The sequence below is a fragment of the Taibaiella helva genome (genome assembly GCF_003545695.1).
Lineage (GTDB): Bacteria > Bacteroidota > Bacteroidia > Chitinophagales > Chitinophagaceae > Taibaiella > Taibaiella helva.
In genome coordinates this window covers 61,894-85,221 of sequence record NZ_QUZZ01000013.1, presented here as the reverse complement: position 1 = coordinate 85,221, position 23,328 = coordinate 61,894, and the positions used below count along the sequence as shown (strand labels likewise).

The following is a 23,328-nucleotide window of genomic DNA, read 5'->3' as shown; positions in this document are numbered from 1 at the left end:
ACCACATGTCCCAATTGTACAACATCAGCTACCTGGAGCAGACGACCCAGGTGCTTGCGCAGCTGAAACAACAATCCTATGAGCCTTTCCGGAAGATCAATACCGGCCGTATCGCTGATATCGGCTGCGGTACCGGCACCGACGTGCTCAACCTGGCGCAACTGCTGGGCAATACGGTACAGGTCACCGGTGTAGATACGGCCGAAGAAATGATTGCCCAGGCGAGAAGCACAGCGAAGCAGCAAACGAACGCAGATTTTATCCAGGCAACTGCCGGACAGCTTCCTTTTAAAGACAATGAGCTGTCGGGCCTGCGCAACGAAAGGCTGATACAGCACCTTACGGATGCACCTGCGGCCTTTTCAGAATTTTACCGCGTGCTGAGCCCCCAAAGTCCTGTTGTATGTGTAGAGACGGCCTGGAGCAGCATCGCCTTTTACAATGGTGATACCAGCGTCGGCTTCCGTTTAAGGGATTACCTGGGCAATGGCAATGTCAACAATGGCGCTGCAGCAGTAAAGCTGCTGGATTATTTAACAGAGGCCGGCTTCAGAGCACCCGGCATCGAGGTATATCCCTTCGTGCTACGATCGCTCGACCAGGTGGTGCAGATGCTGCGGACCGACCACGCCCTGCTGATGATGCAGGAAAAAGGACTCATCTCTGAAGAAGAGCATAATTCTTTTAAGCAAGCGCTTGAAGATGCAGACAGGAATCGTTATTTTGCCTGCTCGATCAATCTTGTCGTTGCCACTGCGATAAAATAGCGCTTATTTCAATGAAAGGAAAACCATTCTGGCTCATCATCCTTGTCCTGCTGACGGCTGCCAGGGGCTCAGCACAATCGGCTTATCTCAACGACACTGTAACAGAGGTGCTGATCGGCAAAAAGCTAGAGGTCTATAAGCCAAAGCAAAATGAGTCGCTGGACCAGGTGATGAAAGCATCCTTCGAAAGCGCCGGGAATGCTATACCCAACCTGGGTGTTAATGACCATGATGTATGGGCAAGGTTCAGCCTTTCCAATCCGGGTACCAATGCCAATCACCTGCTGAAAGTAGCCAATGCCACCTTTGACGAGGTGTGCCTTTACGCCACGCATAACGGCATGCTTACCGACAGTATCCTTATCAGCAAAACGCATCGCTTCTCCGACCGAAAGTTCAAGGATCCCAATTATATCTTTGACCTGGATATCCCTACCGGCCAAACGAATACCTATTATCTCAGGATCCGCAGCAAGATGCCGGTAATCCTGCCGGTGTACACGACACAGCCGCAGCAGCAGCTGACAGAGGTCGCCTGGGAATATTTGTTCTCAGGCGCGTACATCGGTGTAGTGATCATCATGGCGGTATACAATTTCTTTCTCTTTCTTTCGATAAGAGACAAGGCCTACCTCTATTATGTTTCTTACGTATTGTTTGTGGGCCTGACGCAAATCGGTCTGAAAGGCTTTAACTACCAGTTCCTCTGGCCCGATGCGCCCTGGTTTGAGAACATCAGCGTCGTACTCTTTGCTTGCATCAGCGGTATATCGGCCATCTTCTTTACCATCGGGTTCCTCGAGGTCCGAAAGCATTTCAGGAAGCTGTATTTTATGCTGCTGTTCCTGGCGGTCCTGTTCTTCATTGCATTGGTTGTCGTGTTCTTCGATGCCAACAGGGCTTTCGTCATCATGCAATCGGCCACCACGCTTTCTTCCGTGGGCCTTTTTCTTACGGCTTGCTACGTGGTATGGAAGCAACCTTCCGTTTCCTCCGCACGGTTTTTCCTGGTTGCATGGACCGTATTGATCGCAGGTTCACTTGTCTTTATCCTGAAAGACTTCAGCATATTGCCTTATAACATGGCCACGACCTATTCCATGCAAATGGCCTCAGCCATCGAAATGGCCTTGCTGTCTTTCGGTCTGGCCAACAGGATCAACATCCTCAAGAAGGAAAAGGAACAATCGCGGCTGGCTGCATTGCGCATTGCCAAAGAGAACAGCCGTATCATCAAAGAGCAGAATATTGTGCTGGAGCAAAAGGTGAAGAAACGCACGGAGGAGCTGGAAAGCAAGAATCTTGAGATCGCAACCACACTGGCCGACCTGCAGCAGGCCCAGATGCAGCTGGTCGAAGCCGAAAAAATGGCTTCGCTGGGTCAGCTTACTGCGGGTATCGCACATGAGATCAACAATCCCATCAACTTTGTTACAGGCAATATAGGCCCCCTGAAACGGGATGTCGACATCCTGCTCCAGATCATCCAGCTGCAGGATCAGCTTAATACAAGCAACATCAGCGACCAGGACCGCATCGAAGCCACCAACCGTTTTAAGGAAGAGCAGGACTTCGACTACCTGAAAATGGAAATCGGGCACCTGCTGAAAGGGATCAACGAGGGCGCCTCCCGCACTGCCGAGATCGTAAAGAGCCTTCGTATCTTTTCGCGCCTGGATGAAGCGGAGCTGAAGCTGGCCGATATCAACGAAGGGCTCGAATCCACCATTGTTATTGTCAACAACCTGCTGGGCCACATTAAGGTCACGAAGCATTACGGCAACCTGCCCCTGGTGCATTGCTATCCCGGCAAGCTCAACCAGGTGTTTCTCAATATCATTTCCAATGCGTTGTTCGCGATCAACGAGCGATTCGGCGAAGCCCCGGGCGGCGAATTAACAGTAAGCACCCGCTGTACTGACGACCAGGTGTATATAACCATCAGCGACAATGGAACAGGCATGACGGAAGACACCCGCAGAAAGGTTTTCGACCCCTTCTTCACCACCAAGGATGTAGGTCAGGGTACCGGCCTTGGAATGTCTATTGCCTTTAACACCATACAAAAGCATAACGGCAGCATCTCTGTAACCTCAACATTGGGAGCAGGCAGCGCCTTCCACTTACAGATACCGGTTAATGCTATAGAAACAAGCGGTGCAACTAACAGTTAAAGCTTTTGCATTTTAAAAAAACAAGCCATAGCATCAAAAAAATAAAGCATACTATTTACAAAAGAGAAAATGACCTGAAAGGCAGCACCACCTTGCTTTTTCTTCATAGATTATTAAAAATCACGACATAATCTTATATCATGAATTAATATTTATCTATGATTTTGTAACTTAGATACAATAATGAGATTATCGCTTACCTTTACCATACCGTTAACCAAAGCCTTTTTCCAAGCCAATTCATACTCAATTACAAAAACATCTCAGTGATGAACAATGATAAAATTTCAATTCTTTATGTAGACGATGAAGAGAACAACCTCATCTCCTTTAAGGCAACTTTCAGGTTGAAGTATAAGGTGTTCACCGCGCTTAGCGGAGCAGAAGCAATTGAAATTCTGGAAAAGAACCTGATACATGTCATCATTACCGATCAGCGCATGCCCAATATGACAGGGGTTGAATTCCTGGAAAAAGTAATCGAAAAGTTTACTGATCCCATACGGATATTGCTTACCGGCTTTACGGATATGAACGCTGTGGTCGACGCTATCAATAAAGGCAAGATCTTCCACTACCTGACCAAGCCCTGGAACGAAGAAGAGCTGGACAAAACAATTGAAAGGGCTTATGCGATCTTCATGGAGCGGGAAAAGATCAAGCAAATGAATGAGAAGCTGGAGATATCCAACAGCCAGCTGGAATTCCTGCTGCGTCAGAAGCTACTGTCCTAACCTTAATCCTCCTGAAAAAATTTCCGATATAAAAAGATCCCCGGCACAATACCGGGGATCTTTTATGTTCTGTGGGTAAGCTGCTTATTGCTTGCTTACTTTAGCTGTAGCGATCAGCGTATGATCCTTGATCACCTGCACATGGTATAATGCTGCAGGTAAAGCAGAAAGGTCGATGCGTTCGGTGCTGCCGTTAGCAACCGTCTCCGACAGCAGGCGACCGGTAATATCCATCAGGCGCAGCGTAGCGCCGGCGGGAATGCCGCTTACCTGTACCGAAGAACTAGTGGGATTGGGGAATACCGCAATCGTTGCTGCTGTTCCGCAATCGGCTTTGGCCGTGGCGATATCGCTATAGGTAGCGGCGCCGTCGGCATCTACCATTTTCAGGCGATAGGTATTCAGTCCGTTGGCAGCTTGCTTATCAGTGAAGCTGTAACGGCTGTTGTCGCCGGTAGCCTTTACCCGGCCTACAACAATAAAGCTTTTACCGGCCCCCCGCTCGATATCAAAATGATCGAACTGAAGCTCTTTACCGGTATTCCAGTCGAGCGCTACGCTGCAACCCGCACCATGGGCCTGGAAGCTGTTGAGCACCACGGGCAGCGGTGCGCCCGTGGTATGGGTAAAGATCTCCACGCGATCATCATCGGTCGGCTGGCTGGCGCCTGCAGCAGCAGCATTAGGCTGCACGTTCAGGTTGGCGCCGATATCGTCGGTATTGCCGGGAGCAGACAAAGCGGTCACCTGGGCGTGCACAATGATGTTATGCATGCCGTTGGGTACGATACCCAGGGGCACATTGGCCTTCTGTGTGAAGGAGTACATTTTGATCGCCGCATCGTAGGTCACATCGAAGTAATTCAGGGCAGTACCGGTAAGGGCGTCGGTACCTGTGGCCGAAACCACACCGTTCACGCTGGGCGCACATTTACCCAGGCTGATGGTGAACTTCATCTTCTGCGGCTCGTTTGCACCGCTGATATCCAGCGTACCGGCGTTACCCACATCGAAGCTCAGGTTGAACTGCGAGCCGATATTGGCCAGGGGCGCGGGCGACAGTATGGGATTAGCGGCTGCGGGGTTTTGCTGGGCAAACAAAGACGGCACAGCAAGTAGCATGAGGCCGGATACGATTAAAGATTTTTTCATTGTTTCGATTTAAGGAGGTTGTGTGTTTCGGTTTGATTAGTTAGGAAAATAGCGGATAATCTCGGCGTCGGTATTATTGGTGATCACCGATTCGCCGCCGCTGCCGGGGTTGATGATCGCCGTATTGGTCAGCTGGCCCTTGGTAGCACCCGGTGTCAGCACGCCGTTAATACCGAACGAAGACCTTCCCTGTGCTTCAATAGATACATTGGTGGTGAAAATGTAATAGCTCGCGCTGGATGTGGCATCCATGGTCCATACATTGTTCTGCACCGGTATGCTTATCGCAGAGGAGAGTGCGCTGTTGTAAGTGTAGTTGATCAGGGCGCTTTTGGTCACGTATACGGTGATCGTTCCGTTGCTGGGTACATTGCTGAGGTTCCAGATATCCACCCTTGCAGTGAAGCTGGTGCTGCCGTACATGGTTGCAGGTGCAACAGTGATGATCGGCGTCAGATCTGGCACCTCGTATACCGGAGCGTTGGCCATGCCTGTATTGGTCGAAAGCATGTTGGCGTTATCGTTCACGCGGAAAGGGATACCAACAGTAACGGTACCGCTCACCGGATCTACCGCAACGGGAACTGTCGGCTGGCCATTGGTTCCGGTCGGCAGTACGATACCACCTGAAGGGAAATTGGCAGTGGTGTACTTATTGCCGTTCACCGAAAGGCTGGTTGCATTGGAAGGCATAGCCGTGATCTTAATAGAGGTAACCGTTCCGGGAGACGCATCGGTAGCCACAAAGGTCGCAGGGGGGATCGTTACGTTGACTGTGTCGCCGGGGTTAGCCTGGCTTACAGCCGTAGCAGTACCGGCCACAGGCAATTGCTCGATACCGAACAGCGCATTACTCACGTTACCGCTGCCTGTAGCTACGCTCAGCAGGCCGTTGGCATTGTCATCGCTGCCGTTACCGGTTCCCAGCTGCTCGCCGGTGCGTACCCATCCTGAAGGGAGTGTTACCGCGGGGTTGCTGCTGCCGATCAGGGCTTGTGTTGTGGTAACCACAACGGTGTAATTCGTATTGGCAGAAGCGTTATCCAGCTGGAAGCTGCCGTTGGCTGCAACCGGAATCGAATCGGAAACGATCCCTGAAGGCAGCACCAGGTAAGCATACAGCTGCGCTGCGGAAGCGGTATTGATGCCTGTACCATCAACAAGGTTATTGGTCATGCCGTTGGCATCGTTAAACACCTTTCCGCTGATGGTCAGTGCTGAGAAAGGTACTGTTGCCGTGCTGGTCGTAGTCGACTCCTTGTTTGCATTGTCTGTCACTTTAAAGGCGATCGTTACAGAGGTAATACCATCAGCTGCCGGATCGACGGTAATCGTTTGTGCCGGCTGCCCGTTAGGACCGGCGGGCACAGTAATGCCTGCCGGAGGGAAATTGGCAGAAGTATAAGTTGTGCCGTTAACGGTGATGCTGGCAGCGCCGCCGGGAAAGGCTGTAATGCGCAGGGAGGTAATGGTGCCGCCGGAAGGATCGGTACCGCCGAAGGTAGCCGGGGGAACGGTAATGCTTACACTACCACCGGGGTTGACCTGGCTGGTCGCTGTTGAGCCGACAGGTGTGGGCAGCTGCTCTATACCAAAGTTAACATCGCCCACAGAAGCGGCGCCGAGATTAACGGCAACAAGACCATTCACAGCACCGTCGCTACCGGTACCGGTACCCACAAACTCACCGGTATTGACCCAACCGGATGACAGTACAGATGCCGGGCTGCCGGAAGTCGCAGCCACTGTACTGATGCTTATGGTGTAAGCTGTGTTGCCCGCCAGGTTGCTGAAGGTATAGCTGCCTGACGCTATGGGCGTGGAGGCAACAAAAGTATTGCCCCTGTACAGGTTGGCATACAAAGGCGCACTGCCCAGCGAGGAGATCAGCACACCGTTGACGGTATTGTCGGTAAGGCCGTTCACATCGTTGAAGGCTTTGCCCGAAATAGTGAAATTCTTCACCATACCGGCATCTTTGAACATATAATTGGCCGTGAAATTGTGCGTACCTGTTTTGCCGGTGTTCACGTTAGCTGTTGAATGCTCTCCAACCGGTACGTTGGCCGCGTCCTGTGTGGTAAAGCCGCTGTAGCCGGCCGCCAGGGTGAACTGCACAAAGTATTTGCCCGGGATCACGCCGTTAAAGCTATAGTTTCCGCCACCGCTTGTCGTTGCTGTATACACCGCATTGGCCGAGTCGGCCACGTTGTTCATATCGCCGTCGTAGAACAGCTTTACCGTAACACCGTCGATACCCGGCTCTGCGGCATCCTGTCGGCCGTCGCGATCGATATCGAACCATACCTTATCACCAATGGCAATAGGATCGGCAGTCTTTACCAGGCAGATATCGTCGAGCACATAATTGTGCGCGCCGGAGCCTGCTGCCTTGTCACTGATGGCAAAGGTAATCGAGGTGACACCCGGCGGTACACCGTAAGTGCCGTTAAGCTGCGTCCATTCGCCAATGGTTGCAGCGGGCTGCATAGCGGCCAGCTCCCTGTTGCCGGCGCGCAGCTGTATATTGGGTGTGGTGCCATCAACCTTCGATACCCATACGGAAAAGCTATACACCTCGCCGGGCAGCACCGATACTGTCTTGTACCATACTTTGGCTGAAGCAGTGCTATTACCTTTTATTACCATCTGGTAGTTGCCGCTGTGTGGTGCAAAGCGCGCACTGCTGAAACCATAGGCATCGTAAGGATTGTTTTTGGACTTATAAGCACCGTTGCCCGAACCATTGGCGATAAAGTCGGAGCTGCCTGCGCCGGAGAGGAAATTCTTGTCCGTAAAGCTGCCGCTGCTGTAAGTTACTGCTTCAAAGCCGCCATAGAAGCCGTTGGCATTGCTGAGCATATTGTCTTCACAGGAGATAGAACAGGCGCCGGCGACAGCATTGTAACGAAGGCGAAGCATTTTTGCTTCTTTAGGGTTCAGATCGTCGCCGCCATAAGTAGTATTGGGCGGTGCGCCGCAAGGGTTGCCATTTTCACGCATCAGGCAACGGATCTGCACATTATCCAGTGCCGAGGTCGGATTGGCGATGTTCAGTTCCGGCGCATTGTCGGCGCCCGAACCGGAGGCATTGGTTACATAGAACGCTGTACCGTTAATGGTGTTGTTGGTATTGTTGTCAAAGCAGGTCCAGCTGCCGGTAGCCGTTTTGTATTGCCAGGCATAACGGGTGTTGGAAGGGGCCGCTACTACTTTGGCATCGATCTTCAGCGTTTGCCCCGGGTTGATACAGCCATTTGTGGTGTAATACTCAATCCGGTGGGCCGATGTCTCTGCAACGCCCAGCAGCAATCCTGCCAAGGCAAAGCATAAAATTTTTTTCATTGATAAAAGTTTAGGGATTTGTTTGATTGGTTTGATTACATTTTCGAAATTATAAATTGTTTATTTTGAATTTTTTATTAAAAGTATTTTTTAAATTTATCTATGAATTATCATGATTTTTTTATTCATACAATTTTAGTATATTTACCAGCATCTCTTACGACTTTTAAGCATTGAAAGAGAGTAATATAGATTCTGATTCGATTAAAAGGAAACAGAATAAGCATATATTATTCAATATAGAAGCATGATTTAGCTCCGCAAAAATCTTTCGTTTTTGCAAAAAACATATCACGTTCCATTGATGATCCATCGATGCGAAATATACTTTAGCAGGTAAAAAGATATTCACTCGCTTGATCTATAATATTGTACTTTTGTCCAGGAAATATTTTAAGAAAACCATAATAACGAAGGAAATAGAAAGAGGATATTACTGGCGGGCATGATCGGTTCGGGAAACAACGATGTTGTTTTTCCGGTTGCAGAGCTTTTTATAAATTCGCGTATTCAACTCATTTGGCAGATGAACCTTACCCAGAAGTTTTCCAAGAAACTGAAGATATTAAGAGAGATCAATAATTATACCCAGGAATACGTAGCCCGCGTACTCGATATATCGCAGAATGCCTACAGCCTTATTGAGAAAGGAACCACCAAAATAACGCTTGACCGCATTGAGGTGCTGGCAGAGCTCTATAAGACTTCGCCATCGGAGCTGATCAATATCAATGATAATTTCTACAATAATCCCACAGGTGTGGAAAGCCAGCATTCCAATATCCCGCCAAGCCTCAGCTCTTTTGAAAAAAGGATGTATGAGCAGACCATCAGCCGCTTGGAAATAGACATTGAAAAGCTGTATAACCTGATCAACCAGCTGGCCAGCAATATGTCGAAACCGGAACAGGCATAACCAACCAGATACAGCCCCTGCCTTATGGCAGCGGGCGCTCTTCTCCGGGCAGCCAAATATCTTTATCTTCACCGCCCGATGGCATTCATACCGGCAATAGAACAAAAAAAACTGTCAGAGCAGGCCGATTTCCAGTGGGAAAAACTGGGTCCGGCGCTGGTGTACCTGCAGCAGCATTCCCCGTTTTACAAACGCTTATTCCGGCAGCATCAATTCGATCCGAAGGCACTACGCTCCTGGCAGGATTTTAATGAGCTGCCCACAACATCCAAAGAAGACCTGCAGCGGTACAATACCGACTTTCTGTGCGTAGCGCCCCGGGCCATACGGGAATATGTAGCCACTTCCGGCACACTGGGCCGGCCGGTAAGCATAGCGCTCACCCAGAACGATTTGCTGCGCCTCGCTTACAACGAATACCTTTCTTTCCATTGCATCGGCGCCACAGAGCATGATATTTTCCAGCTGATGCTGACGCTTGACCGGCAGTTCATGGCGGGTGTGGCTTATTACAGCGGGCTGTCGTTGCTGGGTGCGGCATCGGTACGTACCGGCCCTGGTCTTCCGGCCATGCAATGGGATACTATACGGCAGCTGAATACCACGGGCCTGGTCGCAGTACCTTCTTTCCTGCCGAAGATGATTGCCGAGGCGGAAGCCAGCGGCTTTTCGGCCAATGATACCACCGTAAAAAAAGTGCTGGCCATAGGCGAAAGCCTCCGCGACGACCAGCTTAGGCCCAATGCCCTGGCACAGCAGATCACCCGTGACTGGAACATACAGCTGTACGGCACCTATGCCGCCACCGAGCTGCAAACGGCCTTTACAGAATGCAGCGCCGGCAAAGGCGGCCATCATCATCCGGAGCTGATCATTGCTGAATTGCTGGATGATTCGGGACAACCGGTAATCCCGGGTGAGCAGGGCGAACTAACCATTACCACGCTCGGTGTGGAAGGCATGCCGTTACTGCGTTACCGCACAGGCGATATCTGCCGCGGCTACTACGAGCCTTGCAGCTGCGGCAGGCACACGATGCGCCTGGGACCTGTACTCGGCCGCAAGCAGCAAATGATCAAATTCAAAGGCACTTCGCTTTATCCGCCGGCGATCTTCGATACGCTCAACAGCATTCCCGCCATACGCGAGTATGTGGTTGAAGTGAGCACAGGAGCTGATGAGCAGGACCAGGTATCGCTTTACTTGTACAGCGATATGGATCCAGCCTCCTGCAACGAGTTGCTGCACCCGGTATTCCGGCACAAATGGCGGGTGATTCCTCATATTCATTACTGCAGCGCGGAAGAGATCAGGCAATTACAATTCCCCAATCATAACCGGAAGCCGGTAAAATTCATCGACCACCGGACTCTTTTTTAAACAGCAGATATGAATATAGCCTCTTATATCGACCATACGATACTGAAGCCCACTACCCTTCCCTCCGACATTGAAAAGCTCTGCGGAGAAGCAGTCCGGTACGGGTTTGCTGCCGTATGCGTACCCCCGCATTATGTTTCGCTGGCGCATAAGCATACCGCCGGCAGCGCAGTGGCCACTGCTACCGTAATCGGGTTCCCCTTTGGCTACAGCTGCATTGAAGCCAAAGTAGCGGAGATCCGTAAAGCGATCGCCGATGGCGCTCTGGAGCTGGATATCGTGATCAATCTCTGCGCTGTCAAAAGCGGGGACTGGGATTATTTGTCCCGCGAGATCACGGCCTGCCTGCAGCCTATCCGGCTCAACCGTGGCATCGTTAAGGTGATCATCGAAAGCGGCGTGCTGACCGACGACGAGATCATTGCCTGCTGCGCCTTGTACGCCAGGCACAAGGTCGATTTCGTAAAAACATCTACCGGATACTCCGAACAAGGCGCCAGCGTGCATGCTGTGCAGCTGATGCGCAGCCACCTGCCTCCGGAGATACAGATCAAAGCATCGGGCGGGATTCGTACCTTTGCTTTTGCACAGGAGCTGGTCGATGCGGGCGCTACCCGTATCGGCGCCTCCGCCAGCGTCACGATCGCCGGCGGTTCCTGATAAAAACCTAGCTTATGAAATACCTTTTCTTTGTTTTGCTGCTGGGCTGCACCCTTGGTGCTGCGGCCCAGGAGAGCGACACCGGCTATGTCAATGTACATGCCGATCCAAGACTGGCGCTGGTAGTAAATAAGCCAGCCAGCGCAAACCGGCCTTTTATCGGTAAGGTCAGGGGGTTCCGGGTACAGATCTATAATGGTAACGACCGGAAGAAGGCTTCCCAGATCAAGCTTGAGTTTATGCGCCAGTTCTCGGGCATACGCTCCTACCTGGTGTACAACAATCCTCAGTTCAGGGTGCGCGTCGGTGATTTCCGCTCCCGGAAAGATGCGCTGGACCTGTACAACAAGCTATCGGCGCAGTTCAACCCGAGCATGGTGGTACCCGATGTGGTGAACATCAATACTGTGCGTAAAAACAAGGAAAGCAGCGAGGACAATGATTGACGCTATAAAAGAACGCGCGGCAGCGTTGCTGCCCGGCCTGATCGGCATGCGCCGACATCTGCATCAGCATCCCGAGCTTTCGTTCCGCGAATATGAGACTGCTGCATTTGTAGCATCGGAGCTGGACAAGCTCGGTATTGCGTACCAAAAAGGCATATGCGATACCGGTGTGGTTGCATTGATCCCTGGACGTAACCCGGACAAACATTGTATCGCGCTGCGGGCCGATATGGACGCCCTACCGATACAGGAAGATAACGAAACAACCTACCGCTCACGCAACGACGGCATCATGCATGCCTGTGGCCACGATGTGCACACTACCTGCCTCCTGGGCGCCGCTGCTATATTGCAGGAATACAAAGACCGGTTTGAAGGTACTATCAAGCTCATCTTCCAGCCCGGCGAAGAAAAGAATCCCGGAGGTGCCAGCTTGCTCATTAAGGCCGGCGTGCTCGACAACCCCGCTCCCGATGCGATATACGGCCTGCATGTATATCCCCAGCTGCCAGCCGGCACAGCAGGTTTCAGGGGCGGTCAGTATATGGCTAGCGCCGATGAGATCTATATTACGATCAAAGGAAAAGGCGGTCATGCCGCCTTACCCCAGCAAACGGTCGACCCTATAGCGGTAGCTGCTATGGTGATCACCGGCTTGCAGCAGGTCGTATCGCGCAAAAGCAACCCGCTCTCTCCTACCGTGCTTACTTTTGGAAAAATAGCCGGCGGACATACCACCAATGTGATCCCCAATACAGTGGAGCTGGAAGGCACCCTGCGCACGTTCGACGAAGACTGGCGGCGGGAAGCCCTTGGCTACATACGGCAGATCACCAGCCAGATCTGCGCTGCTTATGGCGCCGAAGCCCTGATCGATATACCCGACGGTTATCCTTCCCTGTTCAATGATCCGGAGACCACGAAGCAGGCCCGCGCTTTTGCTACGGACTTCCTGGGCGCCGCACAGGTAAAGGATCTTGAGCTGCGCATGGGCGCCGAGGATTTCGCCTTTTATACGCAAAGGATCAAAGGCTGCTTCTTCCGTATCGGCACCAGCCAGAACGGTGAACGATACACACTTCCGGTGCACAATTCCCGTTTTGATATCGATGAGCCGGCGCTGGCAACCGGCGCCGGCCTCATGAGCTATATCGCTTTAAGCGCCCTTGCTGCTAAAGCAGGTACATCAGCCGGAAAGTAAGCATATTGTTCTTCTGATTCTCGAACCCCAGGCCTGGCGGGATATTTGAAAATTTACGGATCGTGGTCAGCGAATACTGGAAACGGACATTGGCGACCAGCCCCCGCCACAGCACCCTGCTGGCGCTCAGCAAACCGTCGATAGTGTGCCGCTCAAAAGGATATTGCCTGTCGTCGACCACGGTATTGTAGCTGGCATCGTTATACTCCTCCTTAGAGCCGACGAGCAGGTTATATGCTGCCCCGATACCGATATGGGTTTTCTCTGTGATGTAATAGTGCAGCACTACCGGGACTTCGGCATAATTCAGCCGGATAGTGTACTTGGCAAAATAGCTGCCGTAATAAGGCGACTCCAGCGTCGACACGCTATGGCTGCCTTTCTGAGAAAACAGCAGCTCTATGCTGGTGCCCACCTTCGGCGAAAAGTTGACGTAGGCCACGGCACCGGCGTTGAGCCCAAACTTGTGGTAGCCGTTAAGGTAATCGCCATCCACCTGTGTTATATTTCCGCCCAGCACCAGGCCGCCGATAAACGTCCGTTCGCCGCCAAACAAGGAATTGTCATCCGAAGCCTGCGCCCACAGTACATTTCCGGCAAGCAAGATACAAATGGTAAAAAAGAAGTAAACAGCATGGCAAAGGCTTGAGCTCCGTTTCATCATACAAAGATAAACGGTTTCCATGGGGTGGAAAGTATGCCCGCAGCTACAAGCTGTTGCCGCTAAAATGCGGCTGAAGCCTTTTGGCGACATTGCCGAGGTAATAGTGATCAAAATAAGTGTCAGGAATCGTTGCTTCAGGATGATCCAGGACAGCGCATATCAAGCCTGTAAATGCCTGCCAGTCTTTATCCGGCGCAATGAGGAGCTTGTTACCGCAAACCGCTTTTTCTATACCGATGGCGCCACTGTGCGCCGACACCACGGTCTTATTCCAGGCCAGGCTTTCCACTACCTTGGTTTTAACGCCGCCTCCCGATATCACCGGATTGATCATCAGATCGCAGGCAGCGATCAAAGGCTCGATCTCGGGAACGAAGCCCAGGTAATGAATGTCCCTGCCTGCAGCGGCGATCTCCTGCTGCAGGATTGCCGGCAACCCTTTGCCACAGATAAGAATATGAAAGCGATCCCGCTTTTGCCTTAAGCGCGGAAGTATTTCCTTCACAATGAAGGTGACTGCTTCCTCGTTGGGAGCATAGTCCAGCTTGCCCATAAAGAACAGCCAGGGGACCTCCGCATCAAGGTTCAGCATGGCGGCCAGCTCCTTTTTGGATATTGCCGGCGCGGGCGGCCTGCTTTGCCGATCGATAGCGAAAGGCATGACCAGCGCTTTACTTTCGGGAAGACCATAATGTGCTACAGCCCAATCCCGGTCTTCCCGGGTAACAAAGAAAACGCCAGCAGAGCGCAGAAAAGCGGAACGCTCAAACCACTGCATAGCTTTCCACCACCACTTGCCGGTACTTTTGAACCGTTCGGCTTCGATATTATGGCAACGGATATACGCCGGCACGTTCAGTTTACGCCCGAGCTTCGCCACCATTGGAAACATATAGTGATGATGGCAGAACAGATATTGTGGCTGCAGCGTCTTTGCCAGGCGATATACTTTTCGATACTGGCTGTATGGAAGATACCTCAGCTTGCTGCTGCTGAGTACTGTGTGTACCCGGAAAGGATAACGTTCCTGTCCGAAGACATTGTTGTCTGTAGTGACTGTGTGCACCTCATTGAATACCGAGAGCAGCTTCTCTACATTGATAATACCCCAATGGCCACCGTTTACAGGCGGCAGAAACGGATATGGAGCTACGCTTAAAATTGTTGCCATTGCACGTACAAAAGGTAAAGCAAGCGGGCATTCGTCGTACCCGGAAGAAAGCAAACATAAACATACGTTTGGTTACAGGCAAGAAATTTCTGAAGAAATCGGTTGGCAGGCACACACGGAGCCCCGTTGGAATTCTTTACATTTGCAACATTGCATTACCGCCGTCCGTACAAGGAGAAAGGTTAATCCTCATGTTACTATCCATCATTATCGTAAATTACAATACCTTTCAGATTACCTGCAACTGTATTGCCAGTATCAGAAAATATACGCGGCAGCTAGCCTATGAAATTATCCTAGTTGATAATGCTTCGACTGAGTGCCCCCCAGGAGCATTTCTGGCCATGTTTCCGGACATAAAGCTAATTTGCAATCCTCTGAATAACGGCTTTGCGAAAGGAAACAACCTGGGCCTTTCGGCAGCTACCGGCGATATCGTCTTACTGCTAAATTCGGATACTTATCTTACGGAGGACAGCCTGAGCCGCAGCATCTCTGTACTGAACGGCCTTGCCGGCAGTCATATCCTCAGCTGCCGGCTCAATTATGAAAACGGTGTTTACCAGAAAAATGCCCGGAAGTTCAGGAGTGTTCGCAACGAGCTACTGGACCTGTGCAGGCCCCTGCTATACCTGCTTCCTTACCGGAAGCGGGCGCAGCTGATGCTGAACCAGTATTTCAAGGGCGATTTTGATACAGAGTGCGACTGGGTCAGCGGCGCTTTCATGATGTTTTACAGAAGGGATCTGGAAAAGCTGCCCGGACAGAAGCTGGATGAACGTTTTTTTATGTATGGTGAAGATCAGCTTTGGTGCTACCAGTTTCAGCAGCTGGGCATACCCTCCTATTTTACGGCTGCGACTGCTGTAGTACACATAGCCAATGCCAGTACGGATACACGAAAGCGGCTGCAGCTGGAGAAAACGATGCTCAGGCACGAGCTTAGGATCATGAGCGCCCGGAAGGGTAAATCCGTATATTATTATCTCTTCGCTATCCTATATACCCTAAAGACAAAGGGGATATATGCCGTAAAGCTACTAACCCGGTAACTTTATCAGACAGTCCTCTTAATGCGTCTTTATCCTGTTGAATATCTTCGTTACAAAGTTATTCAAATCTGGTGAGGGCCGTAGCCGCAGCAACAGTAGTATGTAAACGATCAATATAGCCAGCGACCTAATGATGGCATCGGCAACCGGGTTTCCTATATACGGCATACAATAGGCCACAGCCCCGGCAAGTCCCCCGGCAAACAAGATGGCCAAGCTCCGAATACTAAAAGGCCAGAGGTTCATTTTTCTCCTGAGATAAATGGTTTTGGCGGTATTGAAAAGTATCATAGCAATCGTTGTGCCCCAGGCTGCACCGTAAATGCTATATATGGGGATCAAGATCCTGTTAAGCAAAACAAGGAGCGCGATAAGAAAAACCGAAATTCTGAAATTGAATTTATATAGACTGGAGATGCTGATCACTTCGTTATTCATCCCAGTAGCCATATCCGCCATTCTGCCCAGCATTAGTATCCAAACCACCGGTAACACCGATTCATATCCTTTGGGCAATACGCGCACAGCATTAGGAAGATTGAAGCCGATTATAATAACCATGGCAATAGCAACGATCTGTATATTGACGCTGGAGCGGGCAAACAGATCATAAAATTCATCTTTCTTCTGATCGATATAAGCACGGTTCAATACGGGGAATACTGCGTTGATGATAGCCCTATAGGGTATCGTCATTAGTGTTGTAATAAATACAGCAATAGTGTACACAGGCACCGACGATACGCCATCTTCGCTTAATGCGGCTAGCATCAGGGAATCCAGGAAGCCGATCACGAAAAGAGATAATCCCATCAGCAGGTGATACCATGAAAAGTGGACGAGCTCTTTGTATTCGGCAACGGTGAAAGTACGCCAGTTGTTGCTGAAGCCGAACCCCCCTGCTCTGAAAGAATACCATAGCAGCAATATCGCTGACAAAAGGTGGCTGAAGATCGTAAGAATAAAAAAGCCGGAAAAGGATATAAAGCCGAAATAAAATACCATCAGGATCAGCAAGCCGAATATCCTCAATATCACTTCCCGTGTCAATAATGCAACTGCGGTCTTCTGCAGGGACAAGATGTATCCTTCGTAAAGGGATATATAGCACCAGAACAAAACCAATGGGGGTAACCAAAAATAAAACTGCCTGAAGTACGGCCTGTCCGCAGCCTGAAACAATTGCACAATGTGATCCTGGAACAGCAGGTACGGAGGCAGCAGAAGCAGCATCATTGCAAGGGGAATAAGGGTGCAGATCGTAATCAACACCCTGCCTTTTTCCTGGCGGTCGGTGTACCGTTGCTGAAAGGTTTGCAATGTAGGAACACAACCAAGCAGGACGAAAGTCTGGCAAATAACGGAAATATTCAGGAAGGTTCTTACGAAGCCGAATTGCTGGAAATCGTCTTTAAAGATATAGGTGCTGAAATAATTTATAAGGGCGCCGATCAGATTGCCGGTAAAAATAATTACAGTTGCTTTTACAGATTGTCGAAAAACCAAGCCCATAAATGATCTGCATCTTTTGCTCAGCTTTTGGCTGGGTTAAATATATAGGAAAGCAACATAAGGCACTTTGAAAAATAGCCGTTCTTGATTATGCTTAACGGGAATTTCTGCTGGAAGCGTACTATCCGTCTGAAAAAATCCGGCACTATATAACCCGACGCATGTGCCTCCAATTCGGCGACATCCCGTATTTCCAGGTTTCGCATCAAGCGCCACCATACATCATATAATAACGGTTTACGGGTTAGCCGCGTGCCATATTTGCTGTAAAGGATCAAGGCTTCCGGAATTTCCACAATCCTGTTATTATAGCATTCATTCGTAGTTTGAACGACATTGTAGCTATAGCTGATGAGCGTTTCGGGAATATAGTACGCTTTTTCCGTGCGCAGCAATGCCCAGTAATAGTCAATATCAATGCGCCATTTCAATCGTGGGTCGTACCGGGCCTGAAGGCCGTTCTTGACCATGATCACACTGGGAGGCCCTATCTTATTTTCTTTTACCAGCCTAAAGGGATCGGTCATTAATTGCTTAAATTCCCGTTCCCTGACAAGCATACTTTTATAAATCCCGGTCGTTTCATTATAACTCTGGTAGCCTCCTACAATGAACGTGGTCTGCAAGGGATTCTTTGTCGCCAGGGCAAATGCTTCAAGAGCTTCGGGAGTGGCAAACCAGTCATCATCATGCATTATTTTTATCCACTCCCCCCTGGCCCTTTCCTGGCCCAGGTTCCAGTTTTCTCCCATACTTACCGGAGGTACGTTCTTTACATGTAATATTGGCAAACGGTCGGCATACTGCCGAAGCAGCTCGTATAGATTATCATCCACGCTATTGTCTGTAACAATAATCTCAAAATCCTTGAATGTTTGCTCGAGAATACTATCCAGGAGTCTCCTGAGAAAATCACGGCTTTTATTCGTTGGTATGCAGATCGAGATCAGGGGCTGCGCTGTAACGTTTCGAGTATCCATATTCCTAAAAATGTAGGCTATAAGCCAGACAGCGTATTTACAGCCGTTTTCAAGATTACCATTTTCTGCATCAGGCCTTCGAGCAAATCGAGATGCAACATATTGGCACCATCTGATTTCGCATGTTTCGGATCAGGATGTGTTTCTATGAACAAGCCATCTGCACCCACGGCTATAGCTGCACGGGCTATGGTTTCGATCATGGCAGGATTGCCGCCCGTTACGCCGCTGGTCTGGTTGGGCTGCTGCAGGGAGTGAGTGCAATCCATTACGACAGGAACCTTCATCTGCCGCATGGTAGGAATTCCACGGTAATCGACCACCAGGTCCTGGTAACCAAAGGTCGTTCCCCGGTCGGTCAGGATCACCTGATCATTGCCGCTTTGCTGTATCTTATCCACGGCAAACTGCATCGATTCCGGCGCCAGGAACTGGCCTTTCTTCACATTGACATATTTCCCGGTTTGCGCGGCAGCAACCAGGATATCGGTTTGCCGGCACAGGAAAGCCGGTATCTGCAATACGTCCACATAAGCAGCAGCCATATCGGCTTCGTTGGCGGCATGGATATCGGTAACCACGGGCACACCGAAGGTATCCCTTATTTTGGCCAGTATTTTCAGCGCTTTCTCATCGCCGATGCCGGTAAAGCTATCCAGCCGCGTACGGTTGGCTTTACGGTAAGAGCCCTTAAATACAAGCGGTATACGCAGCTTATCGGTAAGGGCTACAATGCGCTCGGCGATCTGCATTACGATCTCCTCGCCTTCTACAGCACAGGGGCCGGCCATCAGGAAAAACTGATCCGGATTGCTTTTTTGCTGGAATAAAGTATTCAGTTGCATGGTATTTTAAATCAATTGAGATATGGTAGGGACGGGCTGCATCAATTAGTGCATGCGATCACCCCTCGGCTTCAGTTCCTTAAGGATATTCTTTTCGATCTGTAGCCAGTCAAGCCAGGTCTGCCGTACCAAGGTCTCATCGAAGTAAACCTTGGCCAGGTCGAGAAACAAACGGTAATGCCCCGCTTCAGAAACCATGAACTTATGATAAAAGGTGCGCAGGGCCTCTTCTTCAATATGGAGGCTGAGCAAGCGGAAACGTTCACAGCTACGTGCTTCAATGAGGGCACAGATCATCAGCTTATGCAGCAACCGCACTTCGCCCGAAATATTTTTCGGCTCATGCAGCAGCAGCTGGTTTACGTATTCGTCCTTACGCTGCTTTCCCAGGCTGAGACCGCGCTTCTTCAGCTCGGCCAGCACCATGCGGAAGTGCCCCCACTCTTCTGTAACCACGGGAGCCAGCGCCTCCACCAGCTCCGTTTTTTCGGGATAGCGTTGGATCAATGAAATAAATTGCGTGGCGGCCTTTTGCTCGCAAAAAGCATGATCGGTGAGGATATCCTGCAGGGATATAGCTGCAATATCGACCCAGCGCGGATCGGTAGGCAGCTTCAATCCCAGGATCGTGTTTTCGGTGGAACTCATAACAGTAAGACTATTGGCTATCCGCAGCCGCTACAGGTGCCAGGTAGGCTTCGATCTGCTCCAGGCATTTTTCTGTTGCGCTTCGTTCTTTATCGGCATACCAGGCCGCTGTCTTCTGCACGGCTTCAGCAGCGGTATAGTGCGGTTTCTGGCCCAGGGCCTCGTAAATTTTATGGTTATCCAGCATCAGCAGCTGGGCTTCGTGCGGCTGCCCGGCATTGCCTTCGACCTGGTAGCTGCCTTTGCCATAAGCGTCGATAAACTGCCGGGTCACGGTTTCCACATCCAGTACATCCTCTTTGTTGGGACCAATGTTATAAGCCGTAGCATAACGTACAGGATCTTGCGTCATTTTTTCTGCCAGCAGCAGGTAAGCAAACAGTGGCTCCAGGACATGCTGCCAGGGGCGTATGGCTTTAGGATTACGCAGCGAAACCGGCTCATTCCGTTCTATTGCCCTTACGATGTCCGGGATGATGCGGTCAGCAGCATAATCGCCGCCGCCGATCACATTGCCCGCCCGTGCCGATGCAATGGATTTATGATGTACTGTTACCTGACCGGGATTAAAAAAAGAATGCCGGTAAGAAGCGATGGCGATCTCAGCAGCCGCCTTGCTGGCGGAATAAGGGTCGTAGCCGCCCAGCTTTTCCTCTTCGCCGAAGGGCTGGCCTTTCTCATTGTTCTCGTATACCTTATCGGTAGTTACCATAATGCCGGTGCAGGGTTTTTCCAGGCTGCGCATAGCCTCCAGCACATTGATGGTACCCATCACATTGACATCGAAAGTATAGACCGGCTCCTGGTAGCTCCGGCGTACCAGGGGCTGTGCAGCAAGATGAAAGATATAATCGGGCTCAAAGCGTACAATCTCCCCTTTAAGCAGCTGGCTATCCCGTACATCGCCGATGACGGAGGCATAGCAAAGCTTATCGCCGTTGATCTGGTTATACAGGTCTTTTTCCTCTTCCGGGGCAAGGGCATAGCCCTTCACGTCGGCGCCGAAGTGGTGCAGCATCTGCAACAGCCAGGCGCCTTTAAAGCCGGTATGCCCGGTAAGGAACACTCTTTTGTTTCTGAAGGTCGCGTCTAAGGCCATTCCTCGTTTGATTGATCTTGTTCTTGCTGAAATATGCTAAGCTATTTCTGGTCCTACCACTTTTTCCAGGCCGGCCGGCCTTCCCACATTTGCTCCAGCTCTTCTTTATCGCGCAGGGTATCCATACATTTCCAGAAATCGTGATGCTTATAAGCGCCTATTTGCCCCGTTGCAGCCAGGCGATCCATCGGATCCCGCTCCCACATCACTTCGTCCATATCCCCATCCAGATAGTCCCTGATTTCAGGATTGATGACAAAGAAGCCCCCGTTGATCCAGGTACCGCTGTCCTCCGGCTTTTCTTCGAAAGAATCGATGGTGCCGTCCTCCTGCATTTTCAGTACGCCAAAACGACTGGTTGCCTGTATGGCCGTCATTGTGCATACCTTACCGCTGTTACGGTGATAGGCCAGCAGCGCGTCCAGGTCCACATCGCTGACACCATCCCCATAGGTAAGCATAAAAGGTTCGTTGCCGGTATAGGGCAACACCCGTTTCAGCCTTCCGGCCGTCATGGTATCCAGCCCCGTCTCGATCAGCGATATCTTAAACGGCTCCGCGTTATTTTGCAGTATCTCCATGGAATTGCTGGCCAGGTCCACTTTCATATCCGCATTATGCAGGAAATAGTTGGCAAAATATTCTTTGATGATCCAGCCCTTATAGCCCAGACAAATAATAAATTCCGTATGTCCGTAAGCGGCATAGATCTTCATGATATGCCACAGGATAGGTTTACCCCCGATCTCGATCATCGGTTTGGGACGAAGCATGGATTCTTCTGAAATGCGGGTGCCGCGCCCCCCGGCAAAAATGACAACTTTCATCTGATAGTTCATTGAGCAGATCATCTCTGCAATGCGCAAATATAGGAAAGAAAGCCTGTTCCCTTATGGAATTTTGCAAATTCGCTCATCAGATGGGGAAAGCGATGAGGATACGGCGCCGGGATATTCCCGGCAGGCAATCGCCGTATAGTTTATCCGTGCATTTTGGCATCCTTTTATTAGCTTTGCCCTTCGGCCTAAAAACAGATTCACCCTTCATGCGTTTATATATTTTTTCTTTTTGCCTGCTCCTGAGCGCCCTGTGCGTACGGGCGCAGCAGCCCTCCCGGAGCGATCTCGAAAAGCGCAGGGCCAACCTGCTGAACGAGATTGCCAGCACCCAGCAGCAGCTTGAAGCGACCAAACAGGATAAAAAAGCCACTATGGGCGAGCTGAGGGCGCTTACGGCCAAGCTCGAGGCCCGGCAAAAGCTGATCAGCAATATCAATACCGAGCTCTCCGGCATCGATGGCAGCATCCAGCTGTCCTCGCAGGAGATTAACACCCTCAACAGCAACCTCGAAAAGCTGAAGGCCAGCTATGCGCAATCGATCCGGTATGCCTACAAGCACCGCACCAGCCAGAATATGATGGCCTTCCTGTTCTCGGCCAATGACTTTAATGATGCGATCCGGCGCATGCAATACCTGCGCAAATACCGCGACTACCGTAAAGAGCAGGCGGAAAAAATCCGTGTTACCCAGGCTCAGCTGAAACAGAAGATCGGCGTGCTCAACACCCAGAAGACACAAAAAGGTAAATTGCTGCAGGCCGAAGAGATACAGAAAAACGAGATCCAGGCGGAAACCCAACAGACCAATCAGCTGGTTACAGAGCTGAAAGGTCGCGAGAAAGAACTGGTAGCGCAAATACAGCAAAACCAAAAGACAGCACGCAAGCTGGAAGCCGCTATCAAGGACCAGATCAGGCGTGAGATTGAGCTGGCGCGTAAGAAAGCAGAAGAGGAAGCCCGCCGGAGAGCCGCGGAAGAAGCTGCCCTGGCCCGTAAGAAGGCCGCAGAAGAAGAGGCGCGCCGCCGGGCCGCCGCACAACAGCAGGCAGCACGCAACGACGGCAATACTTACCAGGCCGGCAACCAGACCGTAACACTCAATACCGGTAGACCTTCTTCAAGTGGCAACAACGCCTCCAAACCGCCGGCCACAGGCAATACGAAACCCGCAACCAATGCATCTGAAGCGACACGATCATCCTATACACCGCCTCCGGCCGCATCGGTAGAAAAGCCGTCGTACAAGCTAAGCCTTACACCGGAGGTACAGGCATTGTCCAACAATTTTGCGGCCAACCGCGGACGCCTGCCCTGGCCCGTAGAGAAAGGGTTTATATCGGGCAATTACGGCCGGCACCCCAACAAGCTTTTCCCCAGCGTGATTGAGAACAATATCGGCATCGACATTACCACCGGCGAAGGTGCGCCGGTACGCACCGTGTTTGAAGGCGTGGTGCGCACCGTAGCCAATATCAACGGTATTATGGTCATGGTGAGCCATGGCGAATATTTTACGGTATACACCAACATGGCTTCCACTTCGGTAAGGGAAGGCGATAAGGTCAGCAGCAGGCAGGTGATCGGCCGCGCCGGTAAAAACGACGACGGCGAGAATATACTTAACTTCCAGGTATGGAAAGTAGGCAGCAACAACAGCCCGGTTACCGTCAACCCTTCGGACTGGATCGCGCGTTAACTTTTTTACGTACCTATTAAGAACCGGCTTCAGATCAACCTTATAG

Annotated in this window: 21 protein-coding genes; 11 read left to right on the top strand and 10 right to left on the bottom strand. The window is 50.8% G+C overall.

Annotated elements, in window-relative coordinates; all coding sequences use genetic code 11:
• Positions 1 to 5: 5 nt before the first annotated feature.
• The 3 genes from DZC79_RS17875 (at position 6) to DZC79_RS17865 (ending at position 3,675) form a co-directional block, all read left to right on the top strand.
• A complete protein-coding gene (locus tag DZC79_RS17875; RefSeq protein WP_118952975.1) occupies positions 6 to 767 on the top strand; it encodes a methyltransferase domain-containing protein in 762 nt (253 codons plus the stop codon).
• A gap of 11 nt (positions 768 to 778) precedes the next feature.
• Positions 779 to 2,941 (top strand): sensor histidine kinase, encoded by a 2,163-nt coding sequence (locus DZC79_RS17870; RefSeq protein WP_118952974.1) that lies wholly within the window; start codon positions 779 to 781, stop codon positions 2,939 to 2,941.
• 269 nt (positions 2,942 to 3,210) lie between these two features.
• A complete protein-coding gene (locus DZC79_RS17865) occupies positions 3,211 to 3,675 on the top strand; it encodes a response regulator (RefSeq protein WP_198666936.1) in 465 nt (154 codons plus the stop codon).
• Positions 3,676 to 3,759: 84 nt separating this feature from the next.
• On the opposite strand, the gene DZC79_RS17860 is transcribed toward DZC79_RS17865, so the two are convergent.
• Both DZC79_RS17860 and DZC79_RS17855 read right to left on the bottom strand, forming a co-directional pair.
• Complete coding sequence (locus tag DZC79_RS17860; protein ID WP_118952972.1) at positions 3,760 to 4,827, bottom strand: T9SS type A sorting domain-containing protein; 1,068 nt, start codon at positions 4,825 to 4,827, stop codon at positions 3,760 to 3,762.
• 36 nt (positions 4,828 to 4,863) lie between these two features.
• On the bottom strand, positions 4,864 to 8,172 hold the full coding sequence (locus DZC79_RS17855; protein ID WP_118952971.1) for an SdrD B-like domain-containing protein: 3,309 nt from the start codon (positions 8,170 to 8,172) through the stop codon (positions 4,864 to 4,866).
• Between the two features lie 526 nt (positions 8,173 to 8,698).
• Here DZC79_RS17855 and DZC79_RS17850 point away from each other — a divergent pair.
• The 5 genes from DZC79_RS17850 (at position 8,699) to DZC79_RS17830 (ending at position 12,775) form a co-directional block, all read left to right on the top strand.
• Entirely contained in the window at positions 8,699 to 9,088 is a 390-nt protein-coding gene (locus DZC79_RS17850) for a helix-turn-helix domain-containing protein (protein ID WP_157977252.1), read from the top strand.
• Positions 9,089 to 9,166: 78 nt separating this feature from the next.
• The gene (locus DZC79_RS17845; protein ID WP_118952969.1) at positions 9,167 to 10,468 is read left to right on the top strand and encodes a phenylacetate--CoA ligase family protein; all 1,302 of its coding nucleotides are present in this window, start codon (positions 9,167 to 9,169) and stop codon (positions 10,466 to 10,468) included.
• A gap of 9 nt (positions 10,469 to 10,477) precedes the next feature.
• Complete coding sequence (deoC, locus tag DZC79_RS17840; RefSeq protein WP_118952968.1) at positions 10,478 to 11,128, top strand: deoxyribose-phosphate aldolase; 651 nt, start codon at positions 10,478 to 10,480, stop codon at positions 11,126 to 11,128.
• 14 nt (positions 11,129 to 11,142) lie between these two features.
• Entirely contained in the window at positions 11,143 to 11,574 is a 432-nt protein-coding gene (locus DZC79_RS17835) for an SPOR domain-containing protein (protein WP_118952967.1), read from the top strand.
• Entirely contained in the window at positions 11,567 to 12,775 is a 1,209-nt protein-coding gene (locus tag DZC79_RS17830) for a M20 metallopeptidase family protein (RefSeq protein ID WP_118952966.1), read from the top strand. The genes DZC79_RS17835 and DZC79_RS17830 overlap by 8 nt, the downstream gene beginning before the upstream one ends.
• Here the strand turns inward: DZC79_RS17830 and DZC79_RS17825 are convergent.
• On the bottom strand, positions 12,747 to 13,436 hold the full coding sequence (locus tag DZC79_RS17825) for an outer membrane beta-barrel protein (protein ID WP_157977251.1): 690 nt from the start codon (positions 13,434 to 13,436) through the stop codon (positions 12,747 to 12,749). The genes DZC79_RS17830 and DZC79_RS17825 overlap by 29 nt on opposite strands.
• A 46-nt stretch (positions 13,437 to 13,482) precedes the next feature.
• Positions 13,483 to 14,610, bottom strand: coding sequence for a glycosyltransferase family 4 protein (locus DZC79_RS17820; protein WP_118952964.1), 1,128 nt, complete (start codon positions 14,608 to 14,610; stop codon positions 13,483 to 13,485).
• On the opposite strand from DZC79_RS17820, the gene DZC79_RS17815 reads away from it, so the two are divergent.
• On the top strand, positions 14,583 to 15,662 hold the full coding sequence (locus tag DZC79_RS17815; RefSeq protein ID WP_118953019.1) for a glycosyltransferase: 1,080 nt from the start codon (positions 14,583 to 14,585) through the stop codon (positions 15,660 to 15,662). The two genes, DZC79_RS17820 and DZC79_RS17815, sit on opposite strands and share 28 nt — an antisense overlap.
• Before the next feature lie 18 nt (positions 15,663 to 15,680).
• Here the strand turns inward: DZC79_RS17815 and DZC79_RS17810 are convergent, their stop codons facing one another.
• Positions 15,681 to 16,700: a lipopolysaccharide biosynthesis protein gene (locus tag DZC79_RS17810; protein WP_232831873.1), complete on the bottom strand. Its 1,020-nt coding sequence runs from the start codon at positions 16,698 to 16,700 to the stop codon at positions 15,681 to 15,683.
• 153 nt (positions 16,701 to 16,853) lie between these two features.
• Here DZC79_RS17810 and DZC79_RS21705 point away from each other — a divergent pair, with 153 nt between their 5' ends.
• Positions 16,854 to 17,180: a hypothetical protein gene (locus DZC79_RS21705; protein ID WP_232831872.1), complete on the top strand. Its 327-nt coding sequence runs from the start codon at positions 16,854 to 16,856 to the stop codon at positions 17,178 to 17,180.
• Positions 17,181 to 17,194: 14 nt separating this feature from the next.
• On the opposite strand, the gene DZC79_RS17805 is transcribed toward DZC79_RS21705, so the two are convergent.
• Genes DZC79_RS17805 through rfbF form a run of 5 tightly spaced genes read right to left on the bottom strand, consistent with a single transcriptional unit; the run spans position 17,195 to position 21,573 of the window.
• Positions 17,195 to 18,154 (bottom strand): glycosyltransferase family 2 protein, encoded by a 960-nt coding sequence (locus DZC79_RS17805; protein WP_118952962.1) that lies wholly within the window; start codon positions 18,152 to 18,154, stop codon positions 17,195 to 17,197.
• 17 nt (positions 18,155 to 18,171) lie between these two features.
• Positions 18,172 to 18,999: a 3-deoxy-8-phosphooctulonate synthase gene (gene kdsA / locus DZC79_RS17800; RefSeq protein WP_118952961.1), complete on the bottom strand. Its 828-nt coding sequence runs from the start codon at positions 18,997 to 18,999 to the stop codon at positions 18,172 to 18,174.
• 45 nt (positions 19,000 to 19,044) lie between these two features.
• On the bottom strand, positions 19,045 to 19,647 hold the full coding sequence (miaE, locus tag DZC79_RS17795; RefSeq protein ID WP_118952960.1) for a tRNA-(ms[2]io[6]A)-hydroxylase: 603 nt from the start codon (positions 19,645 to 19,647) through the stop codon (positions 19,045 to 19,047).
• Between the two features lie 10 nt (positions 19,648 to 19,657).
• The gene (gene rfbG / locus DZC79_RS17790) at positions 19,658 to 20,746 is read right to left on the bottom strand and encodes a CDP-glucose 4,6-dehydratase (protein ID WP_118952959.1); all 1,089 of its coding nucleotides are present in this window, start codon (positions 20,744 to 20,746) and stop codon (positions 19,658 to 19,660) included.
• 53 nt (positions 20,747 to 20,799) lie between these two features.
• Positions 20,800 to 21,573, bottom strand: coding sequence for a glucose-1-phosphate cytidylyltransferase (rfbF, locus tag DZC79_RS17785; RefSeq protein ID WP_118953018.1), 774 nt, complete (start codon positions 21,571 to 21,573; stop codon positions 20,800 to 20,802).
• A gap of 218 nt (positions 21,574 to 21,791) precedes the next feature.
• Between rfbF and DZC79_RS17780 the strand changes: the two genes are divergently transcribed.
• The gene (locus DZC79_RS17780; RefSeq protein WP_157977249.1) at positions 21,792 to 23,282 is read left to right on the top strand and encodes a murein hydrolase activator EnvC family protein; all 1,491 of its coding nucleotides are present in this window, start codon (positions 21,792 to 21,794) and stop codon (positions 23,280 to 23,282) included.
• The last annotated feature ends 46 nt before the right edge of the window (positions 23,283 to 23,328 follow it).